Annotated in this window: 25 protein-coding genes and 3 pseudogenes; 8 read left to right on the top strand and 20 right to left on the bottom strand. The window is 64.8% G+C overall.

The features are described from left to right. The first annotated feature begins 415 nt into the window (after positions 1-415). Together NV348_RS10805 and NV348_RS10800 are read left to right on the top strand one after the other, a co-directional pair. On the top strand, positions 416-2,131 hold the full coding sequence (locus tag NV348_RS10805) for a tyrosine-type recombinase/integrase (RefSeq protein ID WP_447146860.1): 1,716 nt from the start codon (positions 416-418) through the stop codon (positions 2,129-2,131). Then, positions 2,118-2,507 carry a DUF6262 family protein gene (locus tag NV348_RS10800; protein ID WP_447146859.1) on the top strand — a complete coding sequence of 130 codons (390 nt, stop codon included), beginning with the start codon at positions 2,118-2,120 and terminating at the stop codon, positions 2,505-2,507. The genes NV348_RS10805 and NV348_RS10800 overlap by 14 nt, the downstream gene beginning before the upstream one ends. A 46-nt stretch (positions 2,508-2,553) precedes the next feature. On the opposite strand, the gene NV348_RS10795 is transcribed toward NV348_RS10800, so the two are convergent. From NV348_RS10795 to NV348_RS10755, 9 genes and pseudogenes are all read right to left on the bottom strand, one after another. Next, the gene (locus NV348_RS10795; protein WP_447146858.1) at positions 2,554-3,054 is read right to left on the bottom strand and encodes a single-stranded DNA-binding protein; all 501 of its coding nucleotides are present in this window, start codon (positions 3,052-3,054) and stop codon (positions 2,554-2,556) included. Between the two features lie 287 nt (positions 3,055-3,341). Next, positions 3,342-3,899, bottom strand: a complete 558-nt coding sequence (locus NV348_RS10790; RefSeq protein ID WP_447146857.1) for a Pycsar system effector family protein — start codon at positions 3,897-3,899, stop codon at positions 3,342-3,344. Then, positions 3,880-4,479: a type II CBASS E2 protein gene (locus NV348_RS10785; RefSeq protein ID WP_447146856.1), complete on the bottom strand. Its 600-nt coding sequence runs from the start codon at positions 4,477-4,479 to the stop codon at positions 3,880-3,882. Before NV348_RS10785 ends, NV348_RS10790 begins: the two co-directional genes overlap by 20 nt. Further along, entirely contained in the window at positions 4,476-5,279 is an 804-nt protein-coding gene (locus tag NV348_RS10780) for an adenylate/guanylate cyclase domain-containing protein (RefSeq protein WP_447146855.1), read from the bottom strand. Before NV348_RS10780 ends, NV348_RS10785 begins: the two co-directional genes overlap by 4 nt. Positions 5,280-5,905: 626 nt before the next feature. Continuing rightward, positions 5,906-5,998: pseudogene (locus NV348_RS10775) on the bottom strand (hypothetical protein); the annotation flags it as partial. Between the two features lie 147 nt (positions 5,999-6,145). After that, positions 6,146-6,358, bottom strand: a pseudogene (locus tag NV348_RS10770) (single-stranded DNA-binding protein); the annotation flags it as partial. 119 nt (positions 6,359-6,477) lie between these two features. After that, positions 6,478-6,912 (bottom strand): hypothetical protein, encoded by a 435-nt coding sequence (locus NV348_RS10765; RefSeq protein ID WP_062990287.1) that lies wholly within the window; start codon positions 6,910-6,912, stop codon positions 6,478-6,480. Next, a complete protein-coding gene (locus tag NV348_RS10760) occupies positions 6,896-7,612 on the bottom strand; it encodes a hypothetical protein (RefSeq protein WP_218721761.1) in 717 nt (238 codons plus the stop codon). Before NV348_RS10760 ends, NV348_RS10765 begins: the two co-directional genes overlap by 17 nt. Positions 7,613-7,701: 89 nt before the next feature. Then, a complete protein-coding gene (locus NV348_RS10755; RefSeq protein WP_062990280.1) occupies positions 7,702-8,814 on the bottom strand; it encodes a DUF4192 domain-containing protein in 1,113 nt (370 codons plus the stop codon). 249 nt (positions 8,815-9,063) lie between these two features. On the opposite strand from NV348_RS10755, the gene NV348_RS10750 reads away from it, so the two are divergent. Next, a complete protein-coding gene (locus NV348_RS10750) occupies positions 9,064-9,585 on the top strand; it encodes a hypothetical protein (RefSeq protein WP_062990278.1) in 522 nt (173 codons plus the stop codon). 373 nt (positions 9,586-9,958) lie between these two features. On the opposite strand, the gene NV348_RS10745 is transcribed toward NV348_RS10750, so the two are convergent. Then, a complete protein-coding gene (locus NV348_RS10745) occupies positions 9,959-11,692 on the bottom strand; it encodes a ParB N-terminal domain-containing protein (protein WP_062990274.1) in 1,734 nt (577 codons plus the stop codon). A 79-nt stretch (positions 11,693-11,771) separates the two neighbouring features. Beyond that, complete coding sequence (locus NV348_RS10740; RefSeq protein ID WP_062990272.1) at positions 11,772-12,056, bottom strand: hypothetical protein; 285 nt, start codon at positions 12,054-12,056, stop codon at positions 11,772-11,774. Between the two features lie 287 nt (positions 12,057-12,343). Here NV348_RS10740 and NV348_RS10735 point away from each other — a divergent pair, with 287 nt between their 5' ends. Next, a complete protein-coding gene (locus NV348_RS10735) occupies positions 12,344-13,627 on the top strand; it encodes a tyrosine-type recombinase/integrase (RefSeq protein WP_218721763.1) in 1,284 nt (427 codons plus the stop codon). A 161-nt stretch (positions 13,628-13,788) separates the two neighbouring features. After that, the gene (locus NV348_RS10730) at positions 13,789-16,122 is read left to right on the top strand and encodes a tyrosine-type recombinase/integrase (protein WP_245914564.1); all 2,334 of its coding nucleotides are present in this window, start codon (positions 13,789-13,791) and stop codon (positions 16,120-16,122) included. Positions 16,123-16,275: 153 nt separating this feature from the next. On the opposite strand, the gene NV348_RS10725 is transcribed toward NV348_RS10730, so the two are convergent. The 3 genes from NV348_RS10725 to NV348_RS10715 all read right to left on the bottom strand — a co-directional run bounded on the left by NV348_RS10725 (position 16,276) and on the right by NV348_RS10715 (position 18,786). After that, complete coding sequence (locus NV348_RS10725; protein ID WP_374104922.1) at positions 16,276-16,590, bottom strand: PaaI family thioesterase; 315 nt, start codon at positions 16,588-16,590, stop codon at positions 16,276-16,278. Positions 16,591-16,824: 234 nt separating this feature from the next. Beyond that, positions 16,825-17,274 carry a universal stress protein gene (locus NV348_RS10720; protein WP_101465742.1) on the bottom strand — a complete coding sequence of 150 codons (450 nt, stop codon included), beginning with the start codon at positions 17,272-17,274 and terminating at the stop codon, positions 16,825-16,827. Positions 17,275-17,286: 12 nt separating this feature from the next. Beyond that, on the bottom strand, positions 17,287-18,786 hold the full coding sequence (locus NV348_RS10715; protein WP_170112309.1) for an MFS transporter: 1,500 nt from the start codon (positions 18,784-18,786) through the stop codon (positions 17,287-17,289). 188 nt (positions 18,787-18,974) lie between these two features. Between NV348_RS10715 and NV348_RS10710 the strand changes: the two genes are divergently transcribed. Then, positions 18,975-19,643 carry a TetR/AcrR family transcriptional regulator gene (locus NV348_RS10710; RefSeq protein WP_101468442.1) on the top strand — a complete coding sequence of 223 codons (669 nt, stop codon included), beginning with the start codon at positions 18,975-18,977 and terminating at the stop codon, positions 19,641-19,643. A gap of 23 nt (positions 19,644-19,666) precedes the next feature. Here the strand turns inward: NV348_RS10710 and NV348_RS10705 are convergent. Beyond that, a pseudogene (locus NV348_RS10705) lies at positions 19,667-19,888 on the bottom strand (Tn3 family transposase); the annotation flags it as partial. Positions 19,889-20,036: 148 nt separating this feature from the next. Between NV348_RS10705 and NV348_RS10700 the strand changes: the two are divergent. Beyond that, entirely contained in the window at positions 20,037-20,786 is a 750-nt protein-coding gene (locus tag NV348_RS10700; RefSeq protein ID WP_357220729.1) for an ATP dependent DNA ligase, read from the top strand. A gap of 169 nt (positions 20,787-20,955) precedes the next feature. Here NV348_RS10700 and NV348_RS10695 read toward each other — a convergent pair whose 3' ends face one another. After that, positions 20,956-21,267, bottom strand: a complete 312-nt coding sequence (locus NV348_RS10695; RefSeq protein ID WP_101465744.1) for a hypothetical protein — start codon at positions 21,265-21,267, stop codon at positions 20,956-20,958. Positions 21,268-21,578: 311 nt separating this feature from the next. Continuing rightward, on the bottom strand, positions 21,579-22,037 hold the full coding sequence (locus NV348_RS10690) for a DUF3085 domain-containing protein (protein ID WP_101465745.1): 459 nt from the start codon (positions 22,035-22,037) through the stop codon (positions 21,579-21,581). Positions 22,038-22,057: 20 nt separating this feature from the next. Here NV348_RS10690 and NV348_RS10685 point away from each other — a divergent pair, with 20 nt between their 5' ends. Next, entirely contained in the window at positions 22,058-22,708 is a 651-nt protein-coding gene (locus NV348_RS10685) for a hypothetical protein (RefSeq protein ID WP_211300395.1), read from the top strand. Positions 22,709-23,232: 524 nt separating this feature from the next. Here NV348_RS10685 and NV348_RS10680 read toward each other — a convergent pair. The 3 genes from NV348_RS10680 to NV348_RS10670 all read right to left on the bottom strand — a co-directional run bounded on the left by NV348_RS10680 (position 23,233) and on the right by NV348_RS10670 (position 25,105). Then, positions 23,233-23,472, bottom strand: a complete 240-nt coding sequence (locus NV348_RS10680) for a DUF6374 family protein (RefSeq protein ID WP_062984935.1) — start codon at positions 23,470-23,472, stop codon at positions 23,233-23,235. Positions 23,473-23,631: 159 nt separating this feature from the next. After that, positions 23,632-24,357 (bottom strand): hypothetical protein, encoded by a 726-nt coding sequence (locus NV348_RS10675; RefSeq protein ID WP_062984933.1) that lies wholly within the window; start codon positions 24,355-24,357, stop codon positions 23,632-23,634. 208 nt (positions 24,358-24,565) lie between these two features. Further along, complete coding sequence (locus NV348_RS10670; protein ID WP_062984931.1) at positions 24,566-25,105, bottom strand: hypothetical protein; 540 nt, start codon at positions 25,103-25,105, stop codon at positions 24,566-24,568. Positions 25,106-25,177: the final 72 nt, after the last annotated feature.

Below are 25,177 nucleotides of genomic sequence, written 5' to 3'. Positions count from 1 at the left end.
CGGCATCGCGCTGAGCTACGCTTCGCGGCGTTTGTGTCAGGGCCATTACCTGCGATGGACGGCGGCTGGACGGCCCGATCTGGAGCAGTGGACCTCCATCGAGGAGTTGGCGACTGAGCAACGGCGGATCATTGCCTGCTGTGTGGTCCGTGAATGCAACCGGGCCGCGAAGTCGAACGGGTTGTGCCATCGGCATGCAAACCAGTGGTCCCATTACGGCCGCCCGGATTTGGATGAATGGTTGGCGCGGACTCTCTATCACCCGCCACGCGGCTCGTTCGAGACCGATTGCCAGTTCCCAGGTTGCGCCCGTTGGTGTGACGGTCCGAGCAGATCGATGTGTCGGCCGCACTGGGACAGCTGGCTACGCGCGGGTCGAATGCCGATGGCGGAGTGGCTCGTTCACCTCGAGCGGATGCGCAACCCGCGTGTGAAGCTGCACCGATTGAGCGGGCAGGTGCGGTTGGAGATCGGCTATGGGTTGCAACGCCGACACGAGCTGGGCCATCAGCACACCGCACCTCGGGTCGTGACCAAAGCCATCGGGTGGGTTCGGTCAGCGGGCGTGCACAGTCTGTTGGACTGGGACGATGACGAATGGAGAGTGTTCTCCCGTCCTCGGGAGGCGAACTACGACACACTGTCGCTGGCATTCATCAAGGACACCCGCTTCGAGTTACAGGCATTGCTCATCGACGCCGACCCCTGGGCCGACCAATACCCGCGCGACACCTGGGATCTCAAACATGTTGGCCTGAACACCAGCGACGTTCGGTTCCTGCGGTTCGGCGCCATCGCGCAACCGTGGCTGAAAGAACTGGTCAAGCGCTGGTGCCGATGGCGCCTGAGCCGCGAGCTGAGCCCGTCGACGGTCGCCATCAACGTCCGAGCCTGCGTCCGGTTGGCCCAATACCTGCACCACGCGCTCGGCTCTGACGCGAAACCCGCGGACCTGACCCGCATCCGCCTGGAGGGGTGGCTGGCCGAACTCCAGACCAAGGTTCCAGAACCGACGACCCGTGGCGCGGCGATCGCGTCGATCAGTGGATTCCTCAAAGACGTGCACCGGCACGAGTGGCAACCCGATCTGGCTCGTAATGCCTTCATCTACGACGACATGCCCCGGCGGTCGCACCCCAAGCCGCGGTTCATCCCCGAGCAGGTCATGGCACAGTTGGAAACTCCGCGAGCATTGGCGCAGTTCCCGTCGCCGGACGGGAAGCTGATGGTGGAACTTCTCATCGCCTGTGGGCTGCGGCTCAAGGACGCGCGCACGTTGCCGTTCGACTGCATCGTCCGCGACGCTGACAACAATCCCTACCTCGCGTGGCTCAACCGCAAGATGGCCGATCGCCCGGCGTTCTTCCCGCTCGCAGAAGAGCTGGCTGCGAAGATCGTCACCCAGCAGCGAGCTGTGCTCGACCGATTCTGCGCGGGGTCACCGTGGTTGTTCCCGGCGATCCACAGCAACGTCGACGGCAGCCGATACGCCAGCGGCACCCGCCTGCGTGAGCAATTGGAGCGCTGGCTCGAAGCATTGGACATCGTCGATGAGCACGGCCGGCTGATCCGGGTCACCTTCCACCAATTCCGGCACACAGTCGGCACCAGGCTGATCAATGCCGATGTCCCGCAACCAGTGGTCCAGGCGTTACTGGATCACATGTCGCCCGACATGACCGCGGTCTACGCTCGATTGCACAACGAAACACTGCGTGAGCATTGGCTCAAGGCGGTGAAGGTCAATGCCGATGGTGAACCCGCCACGATCACTGCCGATCACCCACTCGCCGACGCGGCCTGGGCCAAGCTGAGCATGGTCCGCGCGAAAGTGACACTGCCGAACGGATACTGCGGAGCTCCGGTCCAAACCGACTGCGAATACGCCAACCCATGTCTGGACTGCCGATTCTTCATCACGACCACCGAATTCCTCGGCCAACATCGTCGTCAACGCGACGACACCGCACGCATGATCGACGATGCCGAAGCTGCCGGGCACCGGAGAGTCGTCGAGAAGAACACTCGCACCCTGATCAAGCTCGACACCATTATCGAAGCACTCGAATCCACGCGTGACGGCCAGATCGTGGCCGGGGGAAAGGTCGAAGAACTCGATGCCGCTGGCTGACAACACCCGATTCCTCCTCGAAGCCACCCGGCAGCGCAGCACGGACGCACGCAAACGAGCCGAGGCCGCGATCACTACGGCGACCCGCGGCACAGGTCGCATCACCGTGGCCGGGATAGCCAAGACCGCAGGCGTTTCACGGTCCTGGATCTACACCCAACCCGACCTCGTTGACGCGATAGCTGCTCTGCAACAACGGAATCCGACGACGGACCGGATGGTGACTACCTCAGCGACGGTGGAGTCGTTGCAGACCCGGCTAGAGGCAGCCAACGAACGCAGCAAACAGTTGCGCACGCAAATCGCGCAGCTGACAGCCCAACTTGAATCCGCATACGGCGAGATCCGGGCACTGCGCAACGCTGCGCCGAATTGACCAGGACTGCGGCACGATCGGTTTGGTCAGAGCAGATTGGTGCGGGTCAGACGGCTGAATCCTCGCGGACGCCGCGATTGCCGAAACCTGTAGTTGCACTGGCGAATACGGCTTCTTGGTCGGGCGCATAGCCTCGCGGATCAGCACCCCCACTGCTGCCGAAGCCGTTGCTGCGGTCGTTGCGGTTGACCCGGCTTACCTTCGCAGTCGCATATCGCAGTGAGGGGCCGAGCTCGTCGACCTCAAGCTCGACCACCTGACGCTTCTCACCTTCGCGAGTTTCATACGAGCGTTGTTTGAGTCTCCCGCTGACGATCACGCGCGAGCCCCTGGCCAGGCTCTCGGCAGCATTCTCCGCTGCCTCGCGCCAAATATTGCAACGCATGAAGAGCGCTTCGGCGTCCTTCCACTCGTTGGCGCTTCGGTCGAACACGCGAGGAGTCGAAGCGACGGTGAAGTTTGCCACCGGCACGCCCGCTGGTGTGTACCTCAGCTCTGGCGCGGCCGTCAGATTACCTATGACAGTAATGACCGTATCTCCGGACACGATGGTCCTCCCAGGATTGTAGTGGACGGTGCTTTTCCCGGTTGCGCTGGGCAGCAGGGGATTTGAGGAACACCCGCGGAATTCCCGAACTCGCGGTCAGATATCTCCGTCGTCGGGGCGGCGCACTTCAGTTAATGTGCGAGTCGCCTCGGGGTCGAGTGAAATACGAAGAAGAACCCCGGATTGAGTTCAATCCGGGGTTCTCTTGTTCGCGTAAGGGCGCAAGCCGGGAGGGCTTACCGTGCATGCGCACAGCATGTTTGGCGTGGTCTGGTTATCGCTCGGTACTATGTGGGTGGCGAACTCGCACCCCATGTGGCAATTGCGATCGCAGCTGCGCTTAGGCCCAAGACGAACCCGAATGCACGAAGGGCATTCTTGAATGCTGAATATTTGCTCAGGGCGATCTGAGCGAGCGTGTGATTCTGTCGCCAAGCTTCCTCGATGACGGTCAGCCGGTCTAGATCCGCGGGAGGGTGGGGCATGGCTGCAATGGCGGGCCACGCGAACCGGTTGCTTTCTGCCGATGTCGTGCGCGGTATCAACGCTTGATAGACAAACGCTGCAGTAGTCATCGCAGCCACTGCCCAAAGGGCCAGGGCGGTGATCAAGACCCATTTGCAGGAGAAGTTGGGATTGCTGAGAGTGCTTCGAAATACATCGGCTTTGGACGCAGTCGCGGTAATCACGACACCGAGGCCGGCGGCCAGAACTGTGACCTTCGTGTCGGCGTTCTTGATCCAGTTGCCAAACTCCTGCATGGCAAACTTGGCGTCCTCCCAGCCTGCGACGGCCTCCTTTTCAGGGGGTTGAGATACTGCCCTCCTACGCAGCATGTGAGACATAGCTTTCCGTCGGCCATTTTCCTGTATAGACCCACTCGACGTAGCACGCATGCCAGTGGGCTGCCCACCCGACTACTGTTGCGGCGGTGTCGGTGGAGGGGTCCCAATCCTCCTGCGCTGCTACGCAGAGAAAACCACTCAAGTAGAGGTGGGGCGCGAGGAGGTGTATCCGCCCGACTCGCCTTCGGCGCGGTTTTGGATCGATTGGCGCAACATCGGGAAGCCCATGGCTGTAGCGATGCATCACCGCAATCTTGAACTCGGCATTGTTGGTTCGCACTGAGCCGATCCATGCCGGAGGTGAGTCCGCATCGCCAACGACGAGTTGGAAGCCGGGGAAGTTCTTGCTCATCGCCTCTGTTTCCGCGTCGAGCGCTCCCTCGGAGAGCCACCATCCTGGTGATTCCTGGGTGTCCTGTGGGGCTTCACCTCCGTGGAAGGTGTGTGACTTCAGCGGCATGGCTGAAGCGGCCTGTCTGATCTCAGCGGAGGTATCGAAAACGAGCAGGCCGTTTGGGAGAACGCGCCGCGTCAAATTATGTCCATGGATCCTGAGCAGATTTGAGATTGTCACCGTCATATCCTTCCGAGTACTGATTCGAGAGGCCTACCGCTAATCTCGGACATCGCCGAATCTATCTCGGGTAGTATGCGCTGCCAGGAGTGCTGATAGTAACTGTAGCGACGGACATCCGTGCCTCGGGAATACCGCTTGGGTGAATCCTCATGGGCTGTCAGAAGATCCGGAGAGTTGATGTATTCCGCGAATCCTTCGCCAACTACCAGTTCCCATGACTTCGCCGCCTTTTCGCACTTGGCAGCGAAGTTCGAGGCGAATCCTACGATGTTGATTTCATTCGCCGTGGGTGTCCCGGACCGGACGAAAGTCGCCTTACCGTAGTCGGCACCTGCTCGTGCCTGTACGGGCTCGATTCCCCAGGTCTTCAACTGGGGGTTTAGGTAGTTGCGAGTCGCATCCAGGGCAGCTGCGCAGGCTGCCGCCGCAACTACGACAACCGCCTCTGGCTGAGGCGCGGGGCCGAAGCCAGCAAAGAGTCCATCACCACGAAGGCCGAGCACGTGCCCGCCAAAACGCTTTACGACAAGCGTGAAGCCGGATAGCACTGCGTGTGCGAGGCGGGTCATGTCTTCGGGGTCGTCCCAGAACGTGCGGGCCGTGAAGTTGGTCAGATCAAGGAACACCGACGCCATGTCGCAGCTACTCGATTGCCCCACCGCAAGATCTGCGAACCGAGGGTGTCCGGTGACTATCTGTCCTGCGGAGGCAGTCAGGGGAGCACTCGCTTCTGCCTTGCTCTCCACCGCGCTTCGGTAGCTGGAGAGCACTTGGTTGGAGAACTCGTTCCCCATCTGCGTCATGGATGCCTCGATCGCTGATTGTGCACTGCTTGACGTGGGCCTGTTCGCGGCTCGACCCGGGCGGAACGGGGTAACTTCGAACCGTGTAGTTACATCTACGCAATTTACTGCCACCACTATAGCTAGTGCCATGAGTATGGTGCAAGCACGACATGTTGTGTCTCTGCCTCATGGGCCTTGCTGATCGGCATTCCGTAGGTTGCTGTGGTCTGGAGGCGGTCTCAGCGCGAGCTGGCCGAGCGGCGGTAGCCCGATGTGGGCGATGGCTCCGGCCCGTGGTGATTGGTTCCGGCTCAACGATAGAGCGGTGGTGAGACGCACCATCGATTCATCCAGCGATGTGGGTATGCACGCTGAGAAGGCGCTGGTAGGGGCATCTATTGCTCTTCAGATCTCATTGGTCCAGCTCTCGGCGGCATCCTCGAAGGGTCGTTCCCGGCGCTGAACCGAAAGAACAACCCTGCTTTTTGTCGAGACCGACCCTCTCACCTGGCGTCGAACTGGCGAGCGGTGACGCCATCGCGAACGACAGGACCGTTGTGCGCTGAGTTGGAACACCTCGGGTTCGCGAACCGACGAGTCAGATCGACGAGTCGTCGGCGACGCTCACGTCAGTTCCGCGCAACAGGCACTTCGGCTTTCGTGAACTGACGGGAAACGGACGTGAATCTCAACTCTGGTGCGGATGTCAGATTTCCGATGACCGTGTCTCCAGCCATAAGGAGCTCTACTCAAGATCGACGATGGATGCGCTGAGCGTGTCGTTATGCGGCGAGGGCTACGGCATGACGCGTGCTCGACATGGACATGTCCACGCCGCAAATTTCCTGGTAGGTAGTATGTTTCAATTTTGAGATCCACATAAACAACGACTCCGCGGCATTCTCGGCGGCCTCGCGCCAGATGTTGCAACGCAGGAACAACGGGTCACCGTCACGCCATTGGCCGGTGTTGCGGTCGAAGACCCGTGGCGTGGAAGCGACGGTGAAGTGGGCCACCGCCACACCCGCAGGTGTGAAAGTGAGCTCTATCTCGGAGGCCAAGTTGCCTACCAAGGGCAGTGTCGGCTCGCTGGGCATAGTCGGACCTTTCTGATCGTGAGGACACATCGAGGACGTCAGGCAGTTGGCCAGGCGTCGGAGCCCGACCGGTGATGGGTGAGGGCGGACCCACAGGTGGATACCGGCACAGGGCGTTGCTATTTGACGAGGTCGTTGTAGAGGTTGTTGATGGTGTCGGGGGCATGGGGCAGGTGCGCGCGGACACCGGCGGGTATCGGGGCCGTACCTTTGTTGCTCCCGGCGAAGTAGTGGGGTGCGAGCACGAGCTGGCTGCTCGGTCGGTGGAACCAGACCGGGACGAGGCTGCCGGTGAACCTGCTGCTCGAGGCATCAGGTGGCCGCCGCATTTCCTCAGGGCTGGCCAACACCACCGACTGATCCCAATACGACAAGACCAACGCGACAGGCTCGTGGGAGGTGCGGGTCCACTGGTGGAAATCGATTTCGGGGAACGGGGTGACCACCGCGCCTTGCGGTGCGTCGCAGTCGTGAGTGAGCACGTGACCGACGATCACCAGGTCACGTTGAGTCCCGGTGATGCGGGTCGTGAAGTCCTCAGGGTTGTTCGGCATCGGGCTCCTGTGGGTGTACGGGCGCGATGGTCGGGCCGTGGTGGTCGGTCAGGTCGTAGGCGTCGGGCAGGTGTCGCAGGAGTTCACCGAGGGTGAGTGAGATCAGGTGGGGCTCGTGGCACACACGGTGACCAGCGACCGAGGTGGCACCGTCGAGTTCGATCGTTTGCGCTGCGAGCCAGTCGATGTCGCCGGTCTCGGTACGCGGCACCGTGACCGGCAACCACGCCTCGACGTGGCTGGCGATGGACTGCCATGCGCTGTGGGTGAGGATCCGTATGTACTTCGCGGAGGCGAAGGTGCCGCGGGGGCCTGCGACGTGCAGGCAGTAGTCGTACACGGCCAGGTTGGAGGGGCCGTCGATCCAACGAATCGACACCGACCTGTCGCCGATCGGCATGACAGTGAACGCGGCGTCGGGCCAGCGGCGGCGCAGTGCCGCGGCGAGCAGTTGGGTGTTGGCGTCGGCGTCATCGGGTTGGACCGGCAGGATCCGGTACCAGGTATAGAAACTCGGCCCCTGGACTCGGGCCCGCTCCCAGAATCGGCATATCCCCACGGTCGGATCGGTGTCGCTGTGATCGGTGAGGATCTGCTCCAGCGTCGCGTGGACCTCCTCGACCGACAAGCCGTCGGCGACGATGGTGCGCGCGGACTCGTCCAGGACGCGGAATCGGTCATTGATGTGTAGTCGTGGCATCAGCTGGTCCTGTTCGATACCGCCGGTGTCCGGCATTGGCTCGGATGTGGCGAAGGTTGTGCCGAACGCGCGGATCTGAGAGCCGCCAATCAGGTGATGTCGAGGCAGAGGTCGGCCGCGACCACCACTCCGGCCTCGGCCAGGCTCCGGATCTCTTCGGGGGGCAGGTGCTCGTCGAGCGCGATCGCCAGCAGTTCCGCCATGGCGTGGGTCGGCTCAGCGTCGAGTGCGGTCGCGATCGCGATCCCAGCGAGCACGGTGTTCGCGCGGTGGTAGGCGCTGTAGGCGAACATGGTGGCGGCCTCGGCGCGGTCGAGACCGTCGGTCGCCGACGCGATCTGGCGCCATAGCGCCTCTGCCGCGCTGTGGTACTGGCTGCGGGCGAGGCCGTACATGATGTCGCGGATGGTCCGGTCGCGCAGCAGCGCGACAACCATGGCGAGATCCTGTGCGCTGGGCCGCTCTTCTTCCGCTGTGCTGATCTGAGACAGGACCCACAGAATGCGGTCACGTCGGAGCTCGCGCACGCGATCGGGGGTGCGCGCGGCGGCGAGGTCGTCGCGGTAGCGGGCAACAGCGCCACCGCGATAGGGCAAAACCTGCTGGGCGAGGACCGGGTCTGAGTCGAGCAGGTCGGCGAGTTCGTGACGTGCGGCGTAGATCTGGTGGCCGCAGACGACCCGAGCGAACGCGACGGTGGAGGCGCGAGGATCACCCACGCTGCCATCGCGGCCGTGTCTCAACAGGTCCCGGTACTCGACACCCGTCGCGATCTGCGCGACCCACCAAGCGTGACTGGGCTCGATCCCTGCTCGAGCGAGGTGGCCCAGCAGATATTCTGCGTTGGTCGACCAGGTCGGGCGGTCGTCGATGACGACGACCATCGTGGAACTGGAGTTCTGGCACTGACGTACCGATTCCAACATGCGCGCCAGACCACGGGCTTCGGCAGGGCCTGCGGCGGAGTCGATGTCGAACCGGGTCACGGCACCGATCACCTGGACGCCTTCGTTCTCAGGGTGGGAACCGAGCAACGCCACCACCAGTGACCGGGTGGGACAGAATCCGAGCATCGCCGGAATCGCGGAGATCAACTCCCCGGGATCGGCGACCCGGCCCAAAGCGATGTTGCCCTCCGCCGGATCGGGATCGCGGACGGGCTCATCGAACTCGGGGGCGCGGACTTCATCCTTGGCTTCCATGACAGGTCCCTTTCGGACTCGCGCACGATATTGCGGACGAATCCGCGTGAAGTTCTCGCCGGCCTACGTGGTCGGCGCCGACAGGACTGACCTTGCTGTGAACGGGCGTGTCTGCGCCGGGCTACGAGGCCGCGCAGAGTTATTGGTCTGGACCGGCTAGAGCCGCGCCGACAGGGTGATCGCTCATCGGATCTACACATCCACCGCGCGATCGGCCCGAGGTACCACCACAGTGGCGACAATGGCAGCATGCTGCCCGATGACGACTACGCGAGCTTGGTACCGAATCCGCCGACCATTTTCGGGTTGACCGAGCTACGCGATGCCTATATCGATGCGGTCGCCGACGAAGAGAATCCGCGCCCGATGGCCGAGGAGCGTCGTGCCTACTTCGACGGTCTGTGTGGACTGTTCGACTTCGATCTGCCGACCTCGCGCAAGGCCGTCGGTTGGAATCGGGCCCGGTATGTGCACGGCCTGGTCCTCAATGCCGCGAAGTCGTTGCTACGCACCGGCAGCCCGTGGGACGGCTACCTCGAAGCCGGGGCACTGCTCGAGGCGCTCGATGATCTCGGTATCGGTCAAGCACACCGGTCGATGGTGGTGGACCTGCGCACGACGGTGGAAGCGTCGCGGTCCAAGCATCGGGCGCTGTTGGACCTGTTGCTGACCGGGTTGCTGGGCGAGCGCGCGCAGCTGGTGTTCACGCTGGCAGATCTCGACGCCGCCGGTATCGAGCGTGCGGTGCCGATCCGCTATCTGCCTGACTGACCACGATCGGATCGGATCGGGCATACCGGGTTTCAGAACGCCTCGGCCACCGATTGCCGGGTCGACGTGGCACGAAGCGGCTCCGCTTCGCTGTGGCCACGTCGACCGGCCATCACTCGATCGCTGCGCAGCCAACGACCGAGCAGCAGTGATTCGCAGTCGGTGTCACGTTGGATCGGCGCGGTCGGACACTCGTCGTCAGTGGTGCCTGCGGAATGAAAGTTGCTAAGCCTCAACATCTTCCGCTACCAGCTGACAAAGAAATTGGCGGCAGGCGCGGGCACAACAATGTCGCTACGGTCAATGATGCCCCGGTCCAATCCCCTCCGGACCGGGGCGCAACACGCCCACCGTCTGCTGCAAGCCACCCAAATCAGGCGGCGAGGGCTTCGACCATTTCGTCCCCGACCGGCGCGGCGGCCGGGTTGTCGAGATCGATGTCGTTGTAGTCGATCTCGCCGGTGATAGCGCGTTCGACATCGACAAGCGCGAAGCCTTTCCTCGCGCCGAGGTCGGCGAGAAAGTTCAGATACCGGCCTGCCCCGGACGGGGGCCTGCGCCAGGAGTCCTTTTCGATCTGCGACTCGAGGGCACCGAGGACCAGTGCGAGCACGATTACCCACGCGCGCCCAGTCGCCGCTGCGGCGATCTTCTCGGTGAGTTCGCCGGTGCTGGTGACGCCCAAGAGTTTGTGTGTCGTGGTGGATGCGCCCCAGCTCGCGAGCAACCCTGGTTCCCGGTTCAGCGACGTGGCGACGAACATCGCGGTCCCGGGTGGGGCTGTCCGCGCGGTGAGCAGTTCGGTCAGGAACTCGATGCGGCGGATCTTGGCGGCCGAGCCCTGCTTGTTCAACTCGATCACCCGCCGCCGCGCCGCCCGCGCTGCCTCCCGGTCAGCCTGCTCGGTGTCGGTCGCGTCGACGGGATCGTCGGCACGGTCGACAACGGGCTCGGGGACAGGGACCTGGAGTCCGCTGGCAGGCAGGTGTTCGGCGAGCAGGTAGTAGGCGGGAACCCATCGCTGTCGGGTCACCAGCCCGTGAGCGCTGCGCAACCCCTCGCCCGGTTCTATACCGGGTTCGGTGGCGTCCCAGTCGACGGTGTCGGGATCGACGAGCTCCCCGGTGTCCTCGGCAATGAGATCAGCGTCGCTGTCGTCGACAACAACATAGACCGCCCACCGATAGGCATCGGCGTAGATCTCGGTCTCGGTCACCGTCTCACCCTCACCGGTGACAAGGTCGGTGGCAGGGATCAGGTTGGTGGGTTCGGTGGCGAGGTCGGGGTCCTCGGTCAGGACGCCGAACCCGATCTCGGCGTAGGGAAGTGCCGCGGCCAGCCGGGCACGGGTCATGGCTCGATCTTGCTCGATCAAGGTGGCGCGATATCTGAAGTTGATGCGGGGGAAACTGAGCTGGGCCACGGCGTCGGTGTCGCCGAGCGCCTCGTAGTGCGCGATCGTCTCGAGCTGAGGCAGCGAGTACTGGGAATCGTCGAGCAGCCCGCGTGCGGTGGCGGATCGACCGATCACCCCTGCGGTGCGGATCTTGGCGTGCTCGGTCTGCAATCCCTCGGCGATGCGGGTCACGCTGGCACCGAGGTCGAGCATCAACGCGACGCCGCCGGCGCGGTCGGCATCGGTGATCGGGATGCGCCGGTCGTTGAGATTGAGCTGACGCAGCGCCCGGGTGATCCGGCGTTCATTGATCTCGATGCTGGTGTCGACGTCGGTGATCCACACCGGCACCGTGCCCACACCTTCTGTGATGGCGATCAGGGTGCGGACCTGACCGTCGAGGACATGCAAGCTGCCGTCGGTCTCGCGTTCGACGAGTACCGGTGCCTGCACCCCGAACGCCTGGATCGAGGCGGCCTGCTTCGGATGGTCGGCGGGGTCGAACTCCTGGCGGATGTTCTCCCCGATCACCAGCTCACGAGGATCACGGAAACCGGCCTCGGCATTGAGCGGCGGCACCACCTCCAGCGCGGCGTTCGGCGAAGTAGTGGCGTCGGCGTCGGGGTTGTCCTCAGCGTCGCGTGGGTTGGGTTCGATCTGCTCGGTCTCGGTGAGCTCGTGGGTGCCGGGTTCGGCCAGGGTGGCGGGCATAGGAATTCCTTTCCGGAATACGAAACCAGCGCACCCACGGAGCCGGTGGGCGCGCTGGTCAGGTGGGTGTGGGACAGAGTCAGGCGCTGCGGCGACGGGCGGCACGAGCGACGTTGACCGGCCGTAGACGCAGAACACCGTCGTTGTCGGCGGTGTAGGTCCAGTGCCGTCCCCTCCACCGGGGATAGTCCGCGCGCCATCCAGCGATCGCCGTCTCGTCGGTCAGCGCGCTGATCGGGCCAGCGATGCCCAAATGCTCGCGTCTGACGAACTCCGCGCGCTCGATCGAGTCGACAACGCCCGGCACACCGGTGGTGGTTGCTGGGTCGGTCGGGGAAGCGATTTCGGTGGTGGATGTGGACATGACAGACCTCCTGAGCGTTGAGGAAATCTCGGCTTCGAACCGGTGGGGTTGTCCTGCGGCGTCGCGACAGCCGAGTGCGATAACCAGGGCATATGCTGAATGTTTGCTGACTGTGTCCGTGGGACTGATCAGGTGATGGCGAGGGCCGGATGACCCGATTGCCGCACTACGCCGCGATGCTGGCCACGGCGGGCCAACTGCCCGCCGACGATGACCGCTGGCGTGTTAACTGAACTAGCGTCGTAGTTATTGCAGGTCAACGCCGTTCGCTGATAGCTTCTGCCGCCATGCGCGATGACGAGCGGCCCAGAGACCTCGACGTGTTGGTGCTGCCTATGGTCGGCCGGTTGGAGCGGACGGATTCGGCGTGGGAGCCGTATCGCCTATTGGGTGCGGATGGTGAAGTGGTGTCTTCTGCCACACGATTCTTCGCGGAGTTGCAGGCATCGGATCGCTCGGTGTCGACAATCCGCTCCTATGGGCTGGATCTGTTGCGATGGTGGCGTTTCCTGACTGTGCTGGGGGTGGAATGGGACCGCGCGATGCCAGCGGATGGCCGCGATTTTGCGCGGTGGATGAAGATCGCCGACAAGCCCGTACGTCCACATTGGCGGCATCGCGGTGACGAAGCGGGGGCGGCCGGTCGGGGTGAGAAGGGCACGGAGACAACAGAGTTAGCGGTCCTGAATCCGGTCACCGGTAAACCTGGCCAGGGTGTGAAATTCTCGGCGGCCACGCGTGCTCACGCGGAGACGGTGTTGCGTTCGTTCTACGAGTTTCAGTTGGGCATCGGGTGCGGGCCGCTGGTCAATCCATTCCCGCTGGATCGGGTGCGCCGTGCTGGGCGCGTGCACGCGCACCACGATCCGTCCGATAGGTTCGGGAACGAACGCGTGGGCCGTTACCGTCCCACGGTGCCCAAGCGGATTCCGCGGAGGATTCCGGACGAGCAATTCAACGGCGTGTTCGCGGGGTTGCGGTCGACCCGGGATCGTGCGTTGTTGGCGTTCTGGGTGTCTACGGGTGTGCGTGCAGAGGAACTGTTGTCGTCCGGGCAAGACAGCCCGGATGTTGGTCAGCAGGTGATCGCGGTGACGCGCAAAGGTTCTGGTGCGGTCCAGCGAGTTCCGGCCTCGCCGGATGCGTTCGTGTGGTTGCGGATCTATCAGGAAGAGCTGTGGCGTCGCGGCGCGCCGCGGGGGCGGGGGTTTCCGCTGTGGTTCACATTGCGGCAACCGTGGCGGCGGCTGTCGTACCCGGCGGCGCGAGCAATGTTCACGCGGGCACAGGCGTTGCTCGGGTCGAATTGGACCCTGCACGATCTGCGTCACACAGCGGCGTACCGGATGGCCAGCGACCCGGAGCTGCCGTTGTTCGACGTGCAGGCGATCCTCGGCCACGTCTCCTTGACCACGACCCAGCTGTACCTCACGCCGAGCGAGGATGAGGTGATCGAGCACGCCCTGGCCCACTACGCCCGCCGCGCCAACACGCGTGCGGCAGCAGTGCCCGCGACTCCGGCGCCCGGCTACAACCCTGCCGCGCTCGATGTGCTGTTCGGGCGGCCGTGATGACTACCGTCAGGGGTCGCGGGGTCTCGAAGCTGCCCGCCAGCGCCGACCCGCACAGAGCCGTGGCGCCTCGCCATACCGGGCCGGTCGCTGAGCGCCTACTCACACGCTTCCCAGCCCGTCGAACCGCACCGCCGCGAAATACACACAGTGCAGGACAGGTGCTGGCGACGCTGAGCGGTCCGAGCTTTCTGCTGGCCGGCCAGGAATCGACGCAAGCGCTCGGTGTGCAGGGCGCGAGATGGCTGTTGGACTGGCTGGTCACGTTTTCGGGGACCACGTGGCAGCAGCGCTGGGATGCTAGCGGCGCGGCGCGCTGGGGATCGGAGTGGAGCACCCCGGTCCGGCGTTGGCTGCTCGCGCGGGGCATTGAGTGCGAACCAGTGATGATGTTGGATTGCGGGTTGGCGGGATTGTTCAGTGCCGACGTGGTGCGCCCGGGTTTGGAGTTCTTGTTGTCCCAGCGCCGTACGGCGTTTTGGCGGGAGTGGGCGGGCCCGTGTCGTGACCGTCGCGGGTTCGCGCGGTTGCAGGCAGGTACCGATGCGGCGATGTGGGATTCGATGCAGGGCCGCACTGCACGTTGGTATATCACCGCGCTGATACTGGTCAAAGGCGGTGGTATCTCGAAGATCACGGTCGGCGATTGCGTCCAGCTACGTATCGCCGAAAGGATCGTGTGCACACCAGGCAACAGCCGCCATGGCTTCTACATGGTGCTACGTGACATCGGTTGCTTTCCTGCCGATTCGCCACCGAGCCTGCATTGGGTAACTCGCCGCAAGGGCCAAGCCAGTGTGGAGGACATGGTCGACCGTTACCGCGTCGCCAACCCGGCTGTACGGGCGGTGTTCATCGACTATCTCTCCGAACGCCAACCCGCACTAGACTATTCGACGATCGAAGATCTCGCGCGCACGCTGGTGGGGCACTTCTGGGCGGACCTCGAAAAACATCATCCCGGCATCGACTCGTTCCGCCTCGACCGCGAGATGGCGACGGCATGGAAACGGCGTCTCCAGACCAGGCCCGTGCGCCGTCGACAACCCGATGGCTCGTTCGCCGAAATCCAGGTCCCTCGGGTCCAGTACATCAACCTGCTCACCGCGGTGCGCGCGTTCTATCTCGACCTGGCGTCGTGGTCGGCCGCGGATCCCGCGCGGTGGGCGTACTGGGTGGCTCCGTGTCCGATCACCCCGGCTGAAACCAGTAGCAAAAAGCTGGAACGCCGCCGAAAAGCGCGTATGGATCAACGCACACGCGAACGGCTTCCGATGCTGCCGACCCTGGTCCGTATCGCCGAGCAGCGTGCCTCCGACGCGAAGACTTTCGTCGCGGCGGCCTTGGCGGCGGCGCCGGGCGGCCGGTTCAGTGCAGGCGGACAGGTGTATGTCCGGTCCAAGCCGTGGACGCGTGCAGGGGCCAACGACATCCCAATCGTCTACGACGAAGCCGGTCGCAGAATCAAGCTCCGCGAGTTGGAGAACCGAGCGTTCTGGGCGTGGGCCAGTGTGGAAGTTTTGCGTCACACCGGTGTCCGGATAGAAGAACTGCTCGAGATCAGCCACCACAGCATCACGCAGTACACGCTGCCTAGTACCGGTGAGATCATCCCGTTGTTGCAGATCGCGCCATCGAAATCCGACGAGGAACGGGTTTTGGTCGTCGGCCCGGAACTGGCCGATGTGCTTTCGGCGATCGTGTGCAGAGTGCGAGGAACGGATGGACGGGTGCCGCTGGTGCCGTTCTACGACATCGCCGAGCGCGTCTGGAGCGAGCCCGCGCCACTGTTGTTCCAGTGGAACAACGGAGCGCAAGTCCGTCCCGTATCGGCCGGGATGATCCGCACGGCGCTGACCGAGCTACTGGAAGCGACCGGTGTCAAAGACGCTGCGGGGGCGCCGTTGTACTTCCAACCGCACGACCTGCGCCGGATCTTCACGACCGAAGCGATCATGAACGGAATGCCCCCGCACATCGCGCAACTGCTGTTGGGGCACAAGGACATCAACACCACCATGGGCTACAAGGCGATCTATCCGCAGGAAGCGATCGAAGGACATCGTGGCTTCATCGCCCGTCGCCGCGCGCTGCGCCCCGGTGAGGAGTACCGCACTCCGACCGATGCCGAGTGGGACGAATTTCTCGGCCACTTCGAGCGCCGCAAACTCGCCTTGGGCGATTGCGGGCGCGCTTACGGCACAAGTTGCCAGCACGAGCACAGCTGTGTCCGGTGCCCGGTACTGCGGGTCGACCCCGCCCAGCGCCACCGGCTCGCCGAAATCCGCGACAACCTCACCGTTCGTATCGCCGAAGCGCAGCAGGCGGGTTGGGTCGGCGAAGCCGATGGGTTGGCTGTGAGTTTGGCCGCCGCCGAGGACAAGCTCTCCCAGATCGACGCGCGCATCGCGCGCGCCGGTACCGTGTGTCTGAGCCTGCCGAGCTTCCCCGACATCGCCGCTCGGTCAGCCGTGATACCCGTCCGCCCGGATTGAACGGCCGGCCAGCCACCGCCCGGTTTGTGGTAGCGACCTCTGCGGTCGACGCCCGCGCTTTCCGAAGCTCAGTTATTCGGGGTTCCGGTAGAGCCTGTCCATCTGCGGGCGTTGTTTGGTCTTCGTGTGCGTGCATGGCCGCAGCCTGGGGTGCTATCTGCGTGTGGGGTTGGTGTGTCGTGGGGTCAGGAAGTGGTCGATGTCGACGATGAGGAACAGGGCGGTGGCGGTGGTGACCACCTGGGCGTGGTCGTTTTCGATGGTGGCGCGCAGGTGGAGTTTGCGGCCGTCGCGGGCGTGGATGTGGGCGCGCAGGGTGTAGGCGGTGTCGAGCAGGACCGGGGCGAGGTAGTCGATGGCGAGGTGGCGGGTGACGGCGAGTTCTTCCACGCTGTAGAGCAGAAAGCCGAACAAATCGTCGAGGACGGTGGCGACCGCGCCGCCGTGCGCGATTGCCGGGGCACCCACATGGCGAGAGTCGAAGCGGTGGTGGGCGTGGACACCGTGGGCGTCACCTCGCACGCGCAGCTGGTGACCGTGCGGGTTGGCCGGACCGCAACCGAGGCAGTGGTCGTGGTGAGGCGGCAGGTCGGCGGCTTCGGACGGGGCCACGGGGAATGCGGGGAACCAGTTCTCCGACCCGGGGGGAAGGGGTCCGGTGGTATCGGGTGTGCGGCTCATAGGTGCTTTCTGTGGGGTGTGTCACCGGGTGGTGGCGAACAGGATGTCGCAGTGGGCTTTACGAGCGAGTGCGATCGGTGGGGTGGTCAGCAGCCGGGCCAGCAGCGGTGATCGGTGCGCATCGGCGGTGACGATGAGGTCAGCGCCGGTGGCAGCGGCCAGGTGCAGCAGGGCGTGCGGGGTGGGCGCGGGCAGGATGTGGGTTTCGATGTCGGTGGCGCCGTGGTTGATCGCGTGCTGGTGGGCGGTACGCAGGATGGTGTCGGTGGGGGTGGTGCCGCGTAGCTGGTAGGCGTCGGGTCCGAGCCGGTCGAGGTCGGCCCCGAGATCATGTTCGTCGATGTCGTGACGGACGCAGATGATCAGGAGCCGGGCGTGGGTGGCGTGGGCGAGTTCGGCGGCGTGGTCGACCACGCGGTAGGAGCGGTCGGATCCGTCGGTGTCGACGATGATCGTGCGATAGGCCGTCATGACGGGCGTCTTTCATGGGATGGACGGGTGTGGGCGTGGTGTTCGGAATCGGCGGGTGGTGGGGCCGGGGGCGAGGAATGCCAGCACGATCGCCCCGATCGTGGTGAGAGCGGCCAGGGTGAGCGCGGCTTGGCCGCTGCCGTGCACGAACGCGGCCTTGGCGAACTCGGCCAGTGGCGCGGCTGCGGGTCCGGCCTGGTCGGCGACCTGCAGGGCGGCGGCCAGGGAATCGGCGACCGGGCCACGGGCGGGCTCGGGTAGGCGGGGCAGGGCGGGCGCGATGTGGTGGGAGTAGCCGGCGGCGAGCACACTGCCGGCCACGGCGATCCCGATCGCGGCGCCGATCTCGCGGGCGGCGTCGTTGACCGCGGCGGCGACCCCGTGTTTGGCCTCGGGGGTGTCGGCGACGATGGCGTAGGTCGCTGGGGCGGTGCACAATCCCAGGCCCGCGCTCATGATCAGCAGCGGCCACAGTAGATCGAGGTAGTGCGCGGCGAGGGTCAACCGGCTCACCAGCACCAGCGCGGCGGCGATGGTGAGCAGGCCGGTGACGGTCATCGCCCGCAACCCGACCTGGCCCGACAGCCACGGCGCGATCACCGAGATCACGACCAGCGGCACCACCATCGGCGCCAGCGCCAGTGCCGAGGCCAGCGGCCCGTAGCCGAGGATCAGCTGCAAATACTGCACCAGTAGCAGGAACACTCCGAAGGTGACCAGGAACTGGATGGTCACCGACAGCGATCCGGCACCGAAACCACGGCGGGCGAACAACCGCACGTCCAGCAGCGGTGCCGCCGAGCGCAGCTCGACGACCACGAACGCCACCGCCGCCGCGACACCGAGCCCGGCGGTGGCGGCGACGAGCGGGTCGGTCCAGCCGCGCGCGGGGACCTCGACCGCGGCGAACACGATCGCCGCGATCGCGACGGCCACCGCGCCCGCGCCGACCCAGTCCACCGGCGGATGCTCGCGTTGGCGGGACTCGGCGATGGTGCAGGCCAACCCCGCCAGCACTGCCCCGGCCACGGTCAACCCGACGAACACCGACAGCCACGACCACTGCTCGAGCAGTAGCCCGGCGCCGAGGATGCCCAGTACCGCCCCGGACCCGGCGACTCCGGCCCACACCCCTACCGCCCGGCCACGATGGGTAGGAGGGAAGCCCGCGGTCAGGATCGACAGTGTCGAGGGCATCACCAGCGCCGCGCCCGCCCCGGCCAGCGCGCGTGCCGCGATCAACCACGCCGGGTCGGACAGCAGCAGCGGCAACGCCGAGGCGGCGGCGAATACCGCCAGTCCCGCGACCAGTACCCCGCGACGCCCGTAACGGTCACCGATGGCTCCGGCGGGTAGCACCAGACATGCCAGCACCAGGGTGTAGCCGTCGACGATCCAGGTCAGCTGGGCTTGGGTGGCCCCGGTCGCGACCGCGATCTGCGGCAACGCCGAATACAACGCCGCCATCGCCGCGACCACCAGCGCCACCGCCAGGCACGACACCGTCAGCATCCACCACTGGGCCCTGGTCCAGCGGGCGATCTCGACCGTGTCCGTTCCGGGTGCGGTCACCGGCACCTCCCGACGTTGTAGACCAGCAGTCTCTGTGCGAGACCGTCAGTATCATAATGGTCGGGGTGTGGGATGATGTCTACACATTCGCAGGGTTGAACGACACGAATCGCAAGGAGCGCGCGGCCATGACCGACCCGGACCCCGCAGCGGCCGACCCGCTCACCACGGCCCCGGAGCAGGCCGATCCGCGGCTGGCACGCTCACGCAACCGGTTGCTCGACGCGGCCAGCCATCTGTTGTCCACCGGTGGTGTCGAAGCGGTCACAGTCGAGGCGGTCACCCGCGTGTCGAAGGTCGCGCGCGCCACCCTCTACCGGCACTTCGGTAGTACCACCCAACTGCTCGCGGCGACTTTCGAACGGCTGCTTCCGCAGGTCGACACACCGACCAGCACCGGGCCCGTGCGCGAGCGGCTCGTCGCGCTGCTCACCACCCAAGCCGACCTGATCCAACAGGCCCCGGTGCAGATGACCACCCTGTCCTGGCTGGCGATGGGTTCCATCGGCGAGGACCACCCAGACCCGGCCGCGGTCACCTCGCTGCGCGCGCGCGTCATCGAGCAGTACCGCCACCCGTTCGACCAGATCCTCACCAGCCCACAGGCCCGCGCGATGCTCGGCGAGCTCGACACCACCTTCGCCATCATCGAACTCATCGGCCCGATCGTGTTCGCCCGTCTCACCGGACTACGCACCATCGACCACGACGACTGCACCCGGCTCGTCGACAACTTCCTCACCGCCCACCGAACAAACACCCCGACACACACCCCTATCGACATCGCCACCCCGTAACCACAGATCCCGGGTCGCGCGGGTCAGAACAACGTGTCGCGCACCCGCAGCGGCCGGTACCCGGTCTGGCCCAGCTGGGCCAACTCGGCGTCGATGTCGACCTCGATCGCGCCGAAGAAGGTGATATTGGCGCTGTGGGCAGGGCTGATGTGGGTCAGGACTTCGTCATCGATACGCTGCCCGGCCCGGCGCATCTGCTCGATAGCGAGCCCGTAATGCTCCGTGGTCCAGGCGATGTTGTAGTTCAGAGAAGGGCCTATGAAATGAAACATGACGGCCTGAGGGCTATCGCCTATATCGATGACCAGCTGCGGCTCGAGTCGCGCAACGGCAACGACATCACCGGTCGCCTGGCCCGAGCTCGCCGGGCTGGCTCCGGTTGAGCCTGGTTTCGTGGTCGATGGGGAGATCGTGATCGAACACGCGGGCCGGTCCTCGTTCCAGGCGTTGGCTCCGCGGATGCATCAACGCAACCCGGCCACGATCCGGGCGCTGGCGGAAACGTCTCCGGCGACCTATCTGATCTTCGACCTGCTCCACATCGGTGACCGTTCACTGATCGAGTTGCCCTACGCCCAACGCCGCGAGCTCCTCGAACGCATCGGGCTGGCTGGACCGCATTGGCGGATCCCGCACCTGCTCCCGGGTCCTGCCGCTGCCGCTTTGGAGGTATCGAAAGAACTAGGGGCCGAAGGCATCGTCTGCAAACGTCGCGACAGCTGGTATCTGCCCGGCCAGCGAAGTCCGGCCTGGATCAAGATCAAGAACGTCAGCCATCAAGAGGTCGTGGTGATCGGGTGGAAGAGCGGGTCGGGTCGACGCGCGGGACAGATCGGGTCGTTGCTGGTGGCGGTGCCCGATGACCGGGGAAGTCTCGAATATGCAGGTAGCGTCGGGACCGGGTTCACCGCCGCGATGCTGACCGATCTACGCGAACGCCTGGCACCGCTGCAACAGTCGGACCCGCCGATCCCCAGCCTTGGACGTACCTCGGACGGAGTGGCCTGGGTTCGGCCGGCGCTGATCGGGGAGGTGGCGTTCACCGAATGGACCAGCGACGGCCGGTTACGGCATCCGAGCTGGCGAGGGCTGCGGCTGGACAAGGATCTCGACGAGATCGAAACCCCGACCGGGCGGCCGTGAAGCCGGTGCCGAGACCCTAGTCGGCTGGCGTGAGTGCATTTCCGCTCCACGTGGTCACCTGCCAGGGTTTCGTCGATGGCAGACCCTGGCTCGGTACCGCGAACAATGCCGGTGTGTGGTGAGCGTTCGGGCGGCGCATCGGTACAGCAGCCAGTGACGACGTCGATGGTCAGTAGGGCTGGTCATTCCAGTAGTCGAGCTGTGGGGGCGGGCTTTCCGCTGCCGCGAGCATGTCCCGCATGCGGGACAGCACAGCCGCCGACGATTCGCCGGGAGTGAAGCCGACGTGGGGCATCGCGAGGATATCGAGCACGGCACGCACGTCCCGGAGGCTCGGCGGGTTGGACGATTCGGCAACCAAGCCGCGATGCACGTCTTCGGCGGTGATGTCGGTATCGGGCTCAATCTGATCGATCACCAACGCCACGATCGCTGCCTGCTCGGCCGGGATCGGATCGCCATCATCGGGGACCACGGTCATCAGCGTAGTCCGATCTCGGCATCGGTCCTGTACGGCTGCCGTGATGCCGGGTTCAGTCGTCGGCGGTCACCATCAACGCTGTCGAGGCTGGCCACGGGTATGTGCCCGGGGTGTCGTCGACGGCTTCGACGAGTACCCGTTCCGGATCGCCCAGATAGTCGACTTCGAGCACCCTGAACACCGTTGCCCCATTGGGGTGTAATCGCACCCGCGCACCAACCTCGAACCTCATGGGTACAAGCTAACCGGATCGGCGGGGGAGCAAATCCGCGACATACTCCTCGGTCCGTTTCGGTGACTCGACATGACGGCTACTTGTTGAATGGTGAGGCGGCCGAGCTGAAACTGAGGTAGTAGGTACCGCCGGGAAACACGTTCAGCAGCAGGAATCCCCCGTGAGCGGCGTGGTGGCGGATCAGCTCGATCAAGGTGACGCCGTCTTGCTCGTCGGTGAGGGAGATGTATTCGACGAAGTCGTCGCCGCCGACCGCGGTGTCGGTGAAGTTGAAGTAGCTGTCGTAGCCGAGCGCGTACACCACCTGGGAGGAACCGTCGGGTTTGGCGGGGTCTGCCAGTAGCCGTGGTACTCCGTTCGAGAGTAGGTAGGTGCCTTGGTCTTTGGCCCATGCCAAAGCGGGTGGGATCGGGTTGGGTTTGTTGTCGTCCCAGGTGGGCCAGGAATGTTCGGTCGCGGCCATCGCGTGTTCGGCGATCGTGCTGACCTGGCTGAGTGGGAATCGCAGCTCGAATTCGCCTGTGTGCATGTCCATGGTCGTCCTTCTGTCGGTGGATGATTGAAGTGCGCAGTGGCGGGCCGGGGTACGCCCGCTTTAGCCGCCATTGCGACGGCGAACTCTGTCGGTGCCCCACGGCATGCTGGTGTTCGACGGATCGGCAGCAAGGGGGAAGTGCGATGGGCAGCAATGCTGGTAGCGGGGAAAGCGCGGACTATCTCGACAAGCACTACGTCCATCGGGACTGCGTGAGGCCAGGTCAGTCGCAAACCTCACCGATCTGGAACGCCTACCTCAAACTCCTCGTCGACCCGTTCGTCGACGAGGACATCGATTTTCGGTATTGCGATGAGGACGAACTCCACGAACTGATCTGGCAGCGGTGGGCCGACGCCGGCGTTGACAACGACGTCAGCATCGACCACGAGCTGGATCTCTCGGAGGGAACCTCGGCCGCGAAAGGCTGTCGGATCGACTTCGTCGCCACCTACGACGAGGGGCATCGGGTCGGTATCGAGATCAAAGGCGCGGGATGGTGGGCTTTGGATGTGGTGCAGGATCAGCTCGTCCGATACGCCGAGACCGGGCAGATCGACTCGCTGTTGCTGCTGACCGCCGATCCTGAGATGACCGAGATCGACTGGCCCAGTGATCTCACGGTGCCGTTGTTCATCGTCCTGATCACAGGGCGGCGGTCCCGGTTGTAGAAGGGGCGAGTATTGCCTGCTGGGCCGGGACCTTGGTGTTCGGAAATCGGGCCGCGGTGCCATCGAGATCACGACAGAGGGCTACCTCGGATCAGCAAACTCGCTGAGACGCTTCTTGTTTGACGCCGCGGCTGGTCATCGAGTGCCCGGCGCCCTGCGTGCGGGGTCCGATCAGCGTCGCGAAGAAGTCGACGGGTTCTGCGGAGACAGCGCGTGCTCGGGGCACCACTGTTCGACTGGGAGACGCCCCTGACCGTTCCCGGTGGGCACGGTGAAAGCCACGAGCCCCAGCCATGTCCCGTCCGCGACCCTGGCCCAAGCTCGGAGGAGGCCAGGTGTGGTATCTGTCAGGCGTAGGCCGCCTTTGCGGATGCCGAGGCGGACCTTGTTGACACCGAAGTGCGCCGGTCGGGTCACGATCGCGGTCCCGAGTTCGACGGTGACCGGCAGCGGGGGCTCGACGATCCGCCACATCGGCGCTGTCGGGTCGTGCGGCCAGGTCTCGAACAACGACGACGAACTGTTCACCGTGGGGTCTGTCGGTAGCTCTGGCAACCCATCGGCGATGGCGGTTTCAAGGGCCGGTTCGCCGCATTGAGCCCGTCGACGCGGAACTGTCGTTGCTTGTGCGCGTCGATGCGGGCGAGGACGTCATTGATCTGGTCGGCGGACGCGACCGCACCGAAGGCTGTCGCGTCACGGAGTTGCCGACCGACCGGGGCCAGGGTGGCTGCGGTTGATTCCGGTGTCGGCGGCGGGGTCATGTTCGGCACGTTACTCGTATTCGAACAAACTTTCGATAATGAGGTTCAGGGTCGAAGGTGTTGTGGTTGTCCACAGAGTTATCCACAACATGTGGATGCAGGTGAGAGTGGCTCACCATCTGTCGGTCGGATCGCCGACGGATCCAGTTGGTGATCGGGTCAGTGGCGTGGGCCGGTGTGGATGTGGAGGTATGCGCAGTCGATCACCTCCCACAGCGACGCGTCGCGAAGTCCGTGCTGGTCGGCGAGCTCCATCGCTGTGACGGCGATCGCGATGACATCCCAGGGCCGTATCGCCGGTGATCGCCCGTCTGATGGGTCTGGGTGCAGGCGCAACCGTTCGAGGGTGTCGAGTTGTCCGGTGCTCAGGATGTCGTCGGGGTCGCCGTAGGTGTCGTAGAGGTCGGTAGCGATCGAGATCAATCGTGCTGTGGTGACCGGGCCGATCGCGGCCGCGACCTCTGCGTTGTCCGCCATCGCGGTGGCGATGTCGGCCAGGGCTTGGGCCTGGTTCCATCCGTCGAGGAAGGTTCGCATGATTTCGGCAGCGCCGCCACCGACCGCCATCCCCGCGATCGCCTCGCGCACAGAGGAGTTCAGTGCGGGGGCTGCTGGCTCACCGCGGGCGTGGGCGTCCTGACCGACCTGGGCCCAGTCGATCGGCGCGGCCCGCGGAATCAGGTCCGGGGCGGGGTGGTCTGTGCAGGTGCACTTGAAGACGCCACACCGGCCGGGTCGCCCGGTGGATTGCTCGGCGGTGTGACCGCACGAGCACAGGGGCGAGGGGGAGTGTTCGTGGTCGACCGGGTCGAACTGGTGGACGTTGTTGGTCTTGTCGACCCACTGTCGGGGCGGCGTAACCCCGACTGCTTTGTCGGCTTGCAATGGCGCGATCGGTGCCTGGCATGTTGCGCACCGTTGATAGTAGGAACGTTGTGCTGGCGAGGCACGCTGGTCCTGAGCGCAGTGTTCGTCGGTCACTAGTGCACCCTCTTCTGTCACAGGTTCTCCATCCATTGGTGCCCGAAGTCGCGACCGCACCGGTCACGGCCAAGCCGGACGGTGACGGGCGCAACGCCGGAACGGGCGGGAATCAGGAATTGATGTCAGGGTGTTCGTCGACGACCAGGGTGTTCCACAGCCTTCGAGCCGCGACGATCTTGGCGAGCATGTCCATCCACTCGGTGTTGGCGCCGTCGGGTGCGGGATCGCGGACCTTACGCAGCCGCAGCAACGGCACCCGGCGAAGCGCGATTCCGGTGGCGGCGGGACCGGATTCGTCGGCGGGCACGGTGAAGATGCGGTAGTCCTCGAGCTTGATCCAGGCCTCGTACCAGGCTTCGGCGGGTTTGCCCTCGCGGCTCGGCGTGGCATCGTTGTCTTCGACAGAGGCCCAGAATCGGCAGCGACACAGCGGGTCACCGCACCGGTTGAGCGGGCTGCCGCCGGAGGGGTTGTAGCGGTCGACGTGCCCGGCCAGCATCACGCACGCACGCCGACTGTATAGAGCACATTCAGGATGCAAGCCGGGCTCTACGGCCACGCCGCGCACGTAGTCCGAAGGGCGGATCATCAGCACCAGGGTCGCGTCGAGCGGTTCGCCGCAGACCTGGCACCGCTTGTTGTCCAGCACCTCACCGAGGCGCTGCGCGTCGATCCGACCCCATATCGGACGGGTCCGATCCCGGTGCGCCAGAGTGATATA

Source organism: Nocardia fodinahabitans, from assembly GCF_052983615.1.
Note: the sequence above shows the minus strand (reverse complement) of the source record. Positions and strands in the feature narration are given on the sequence as shown.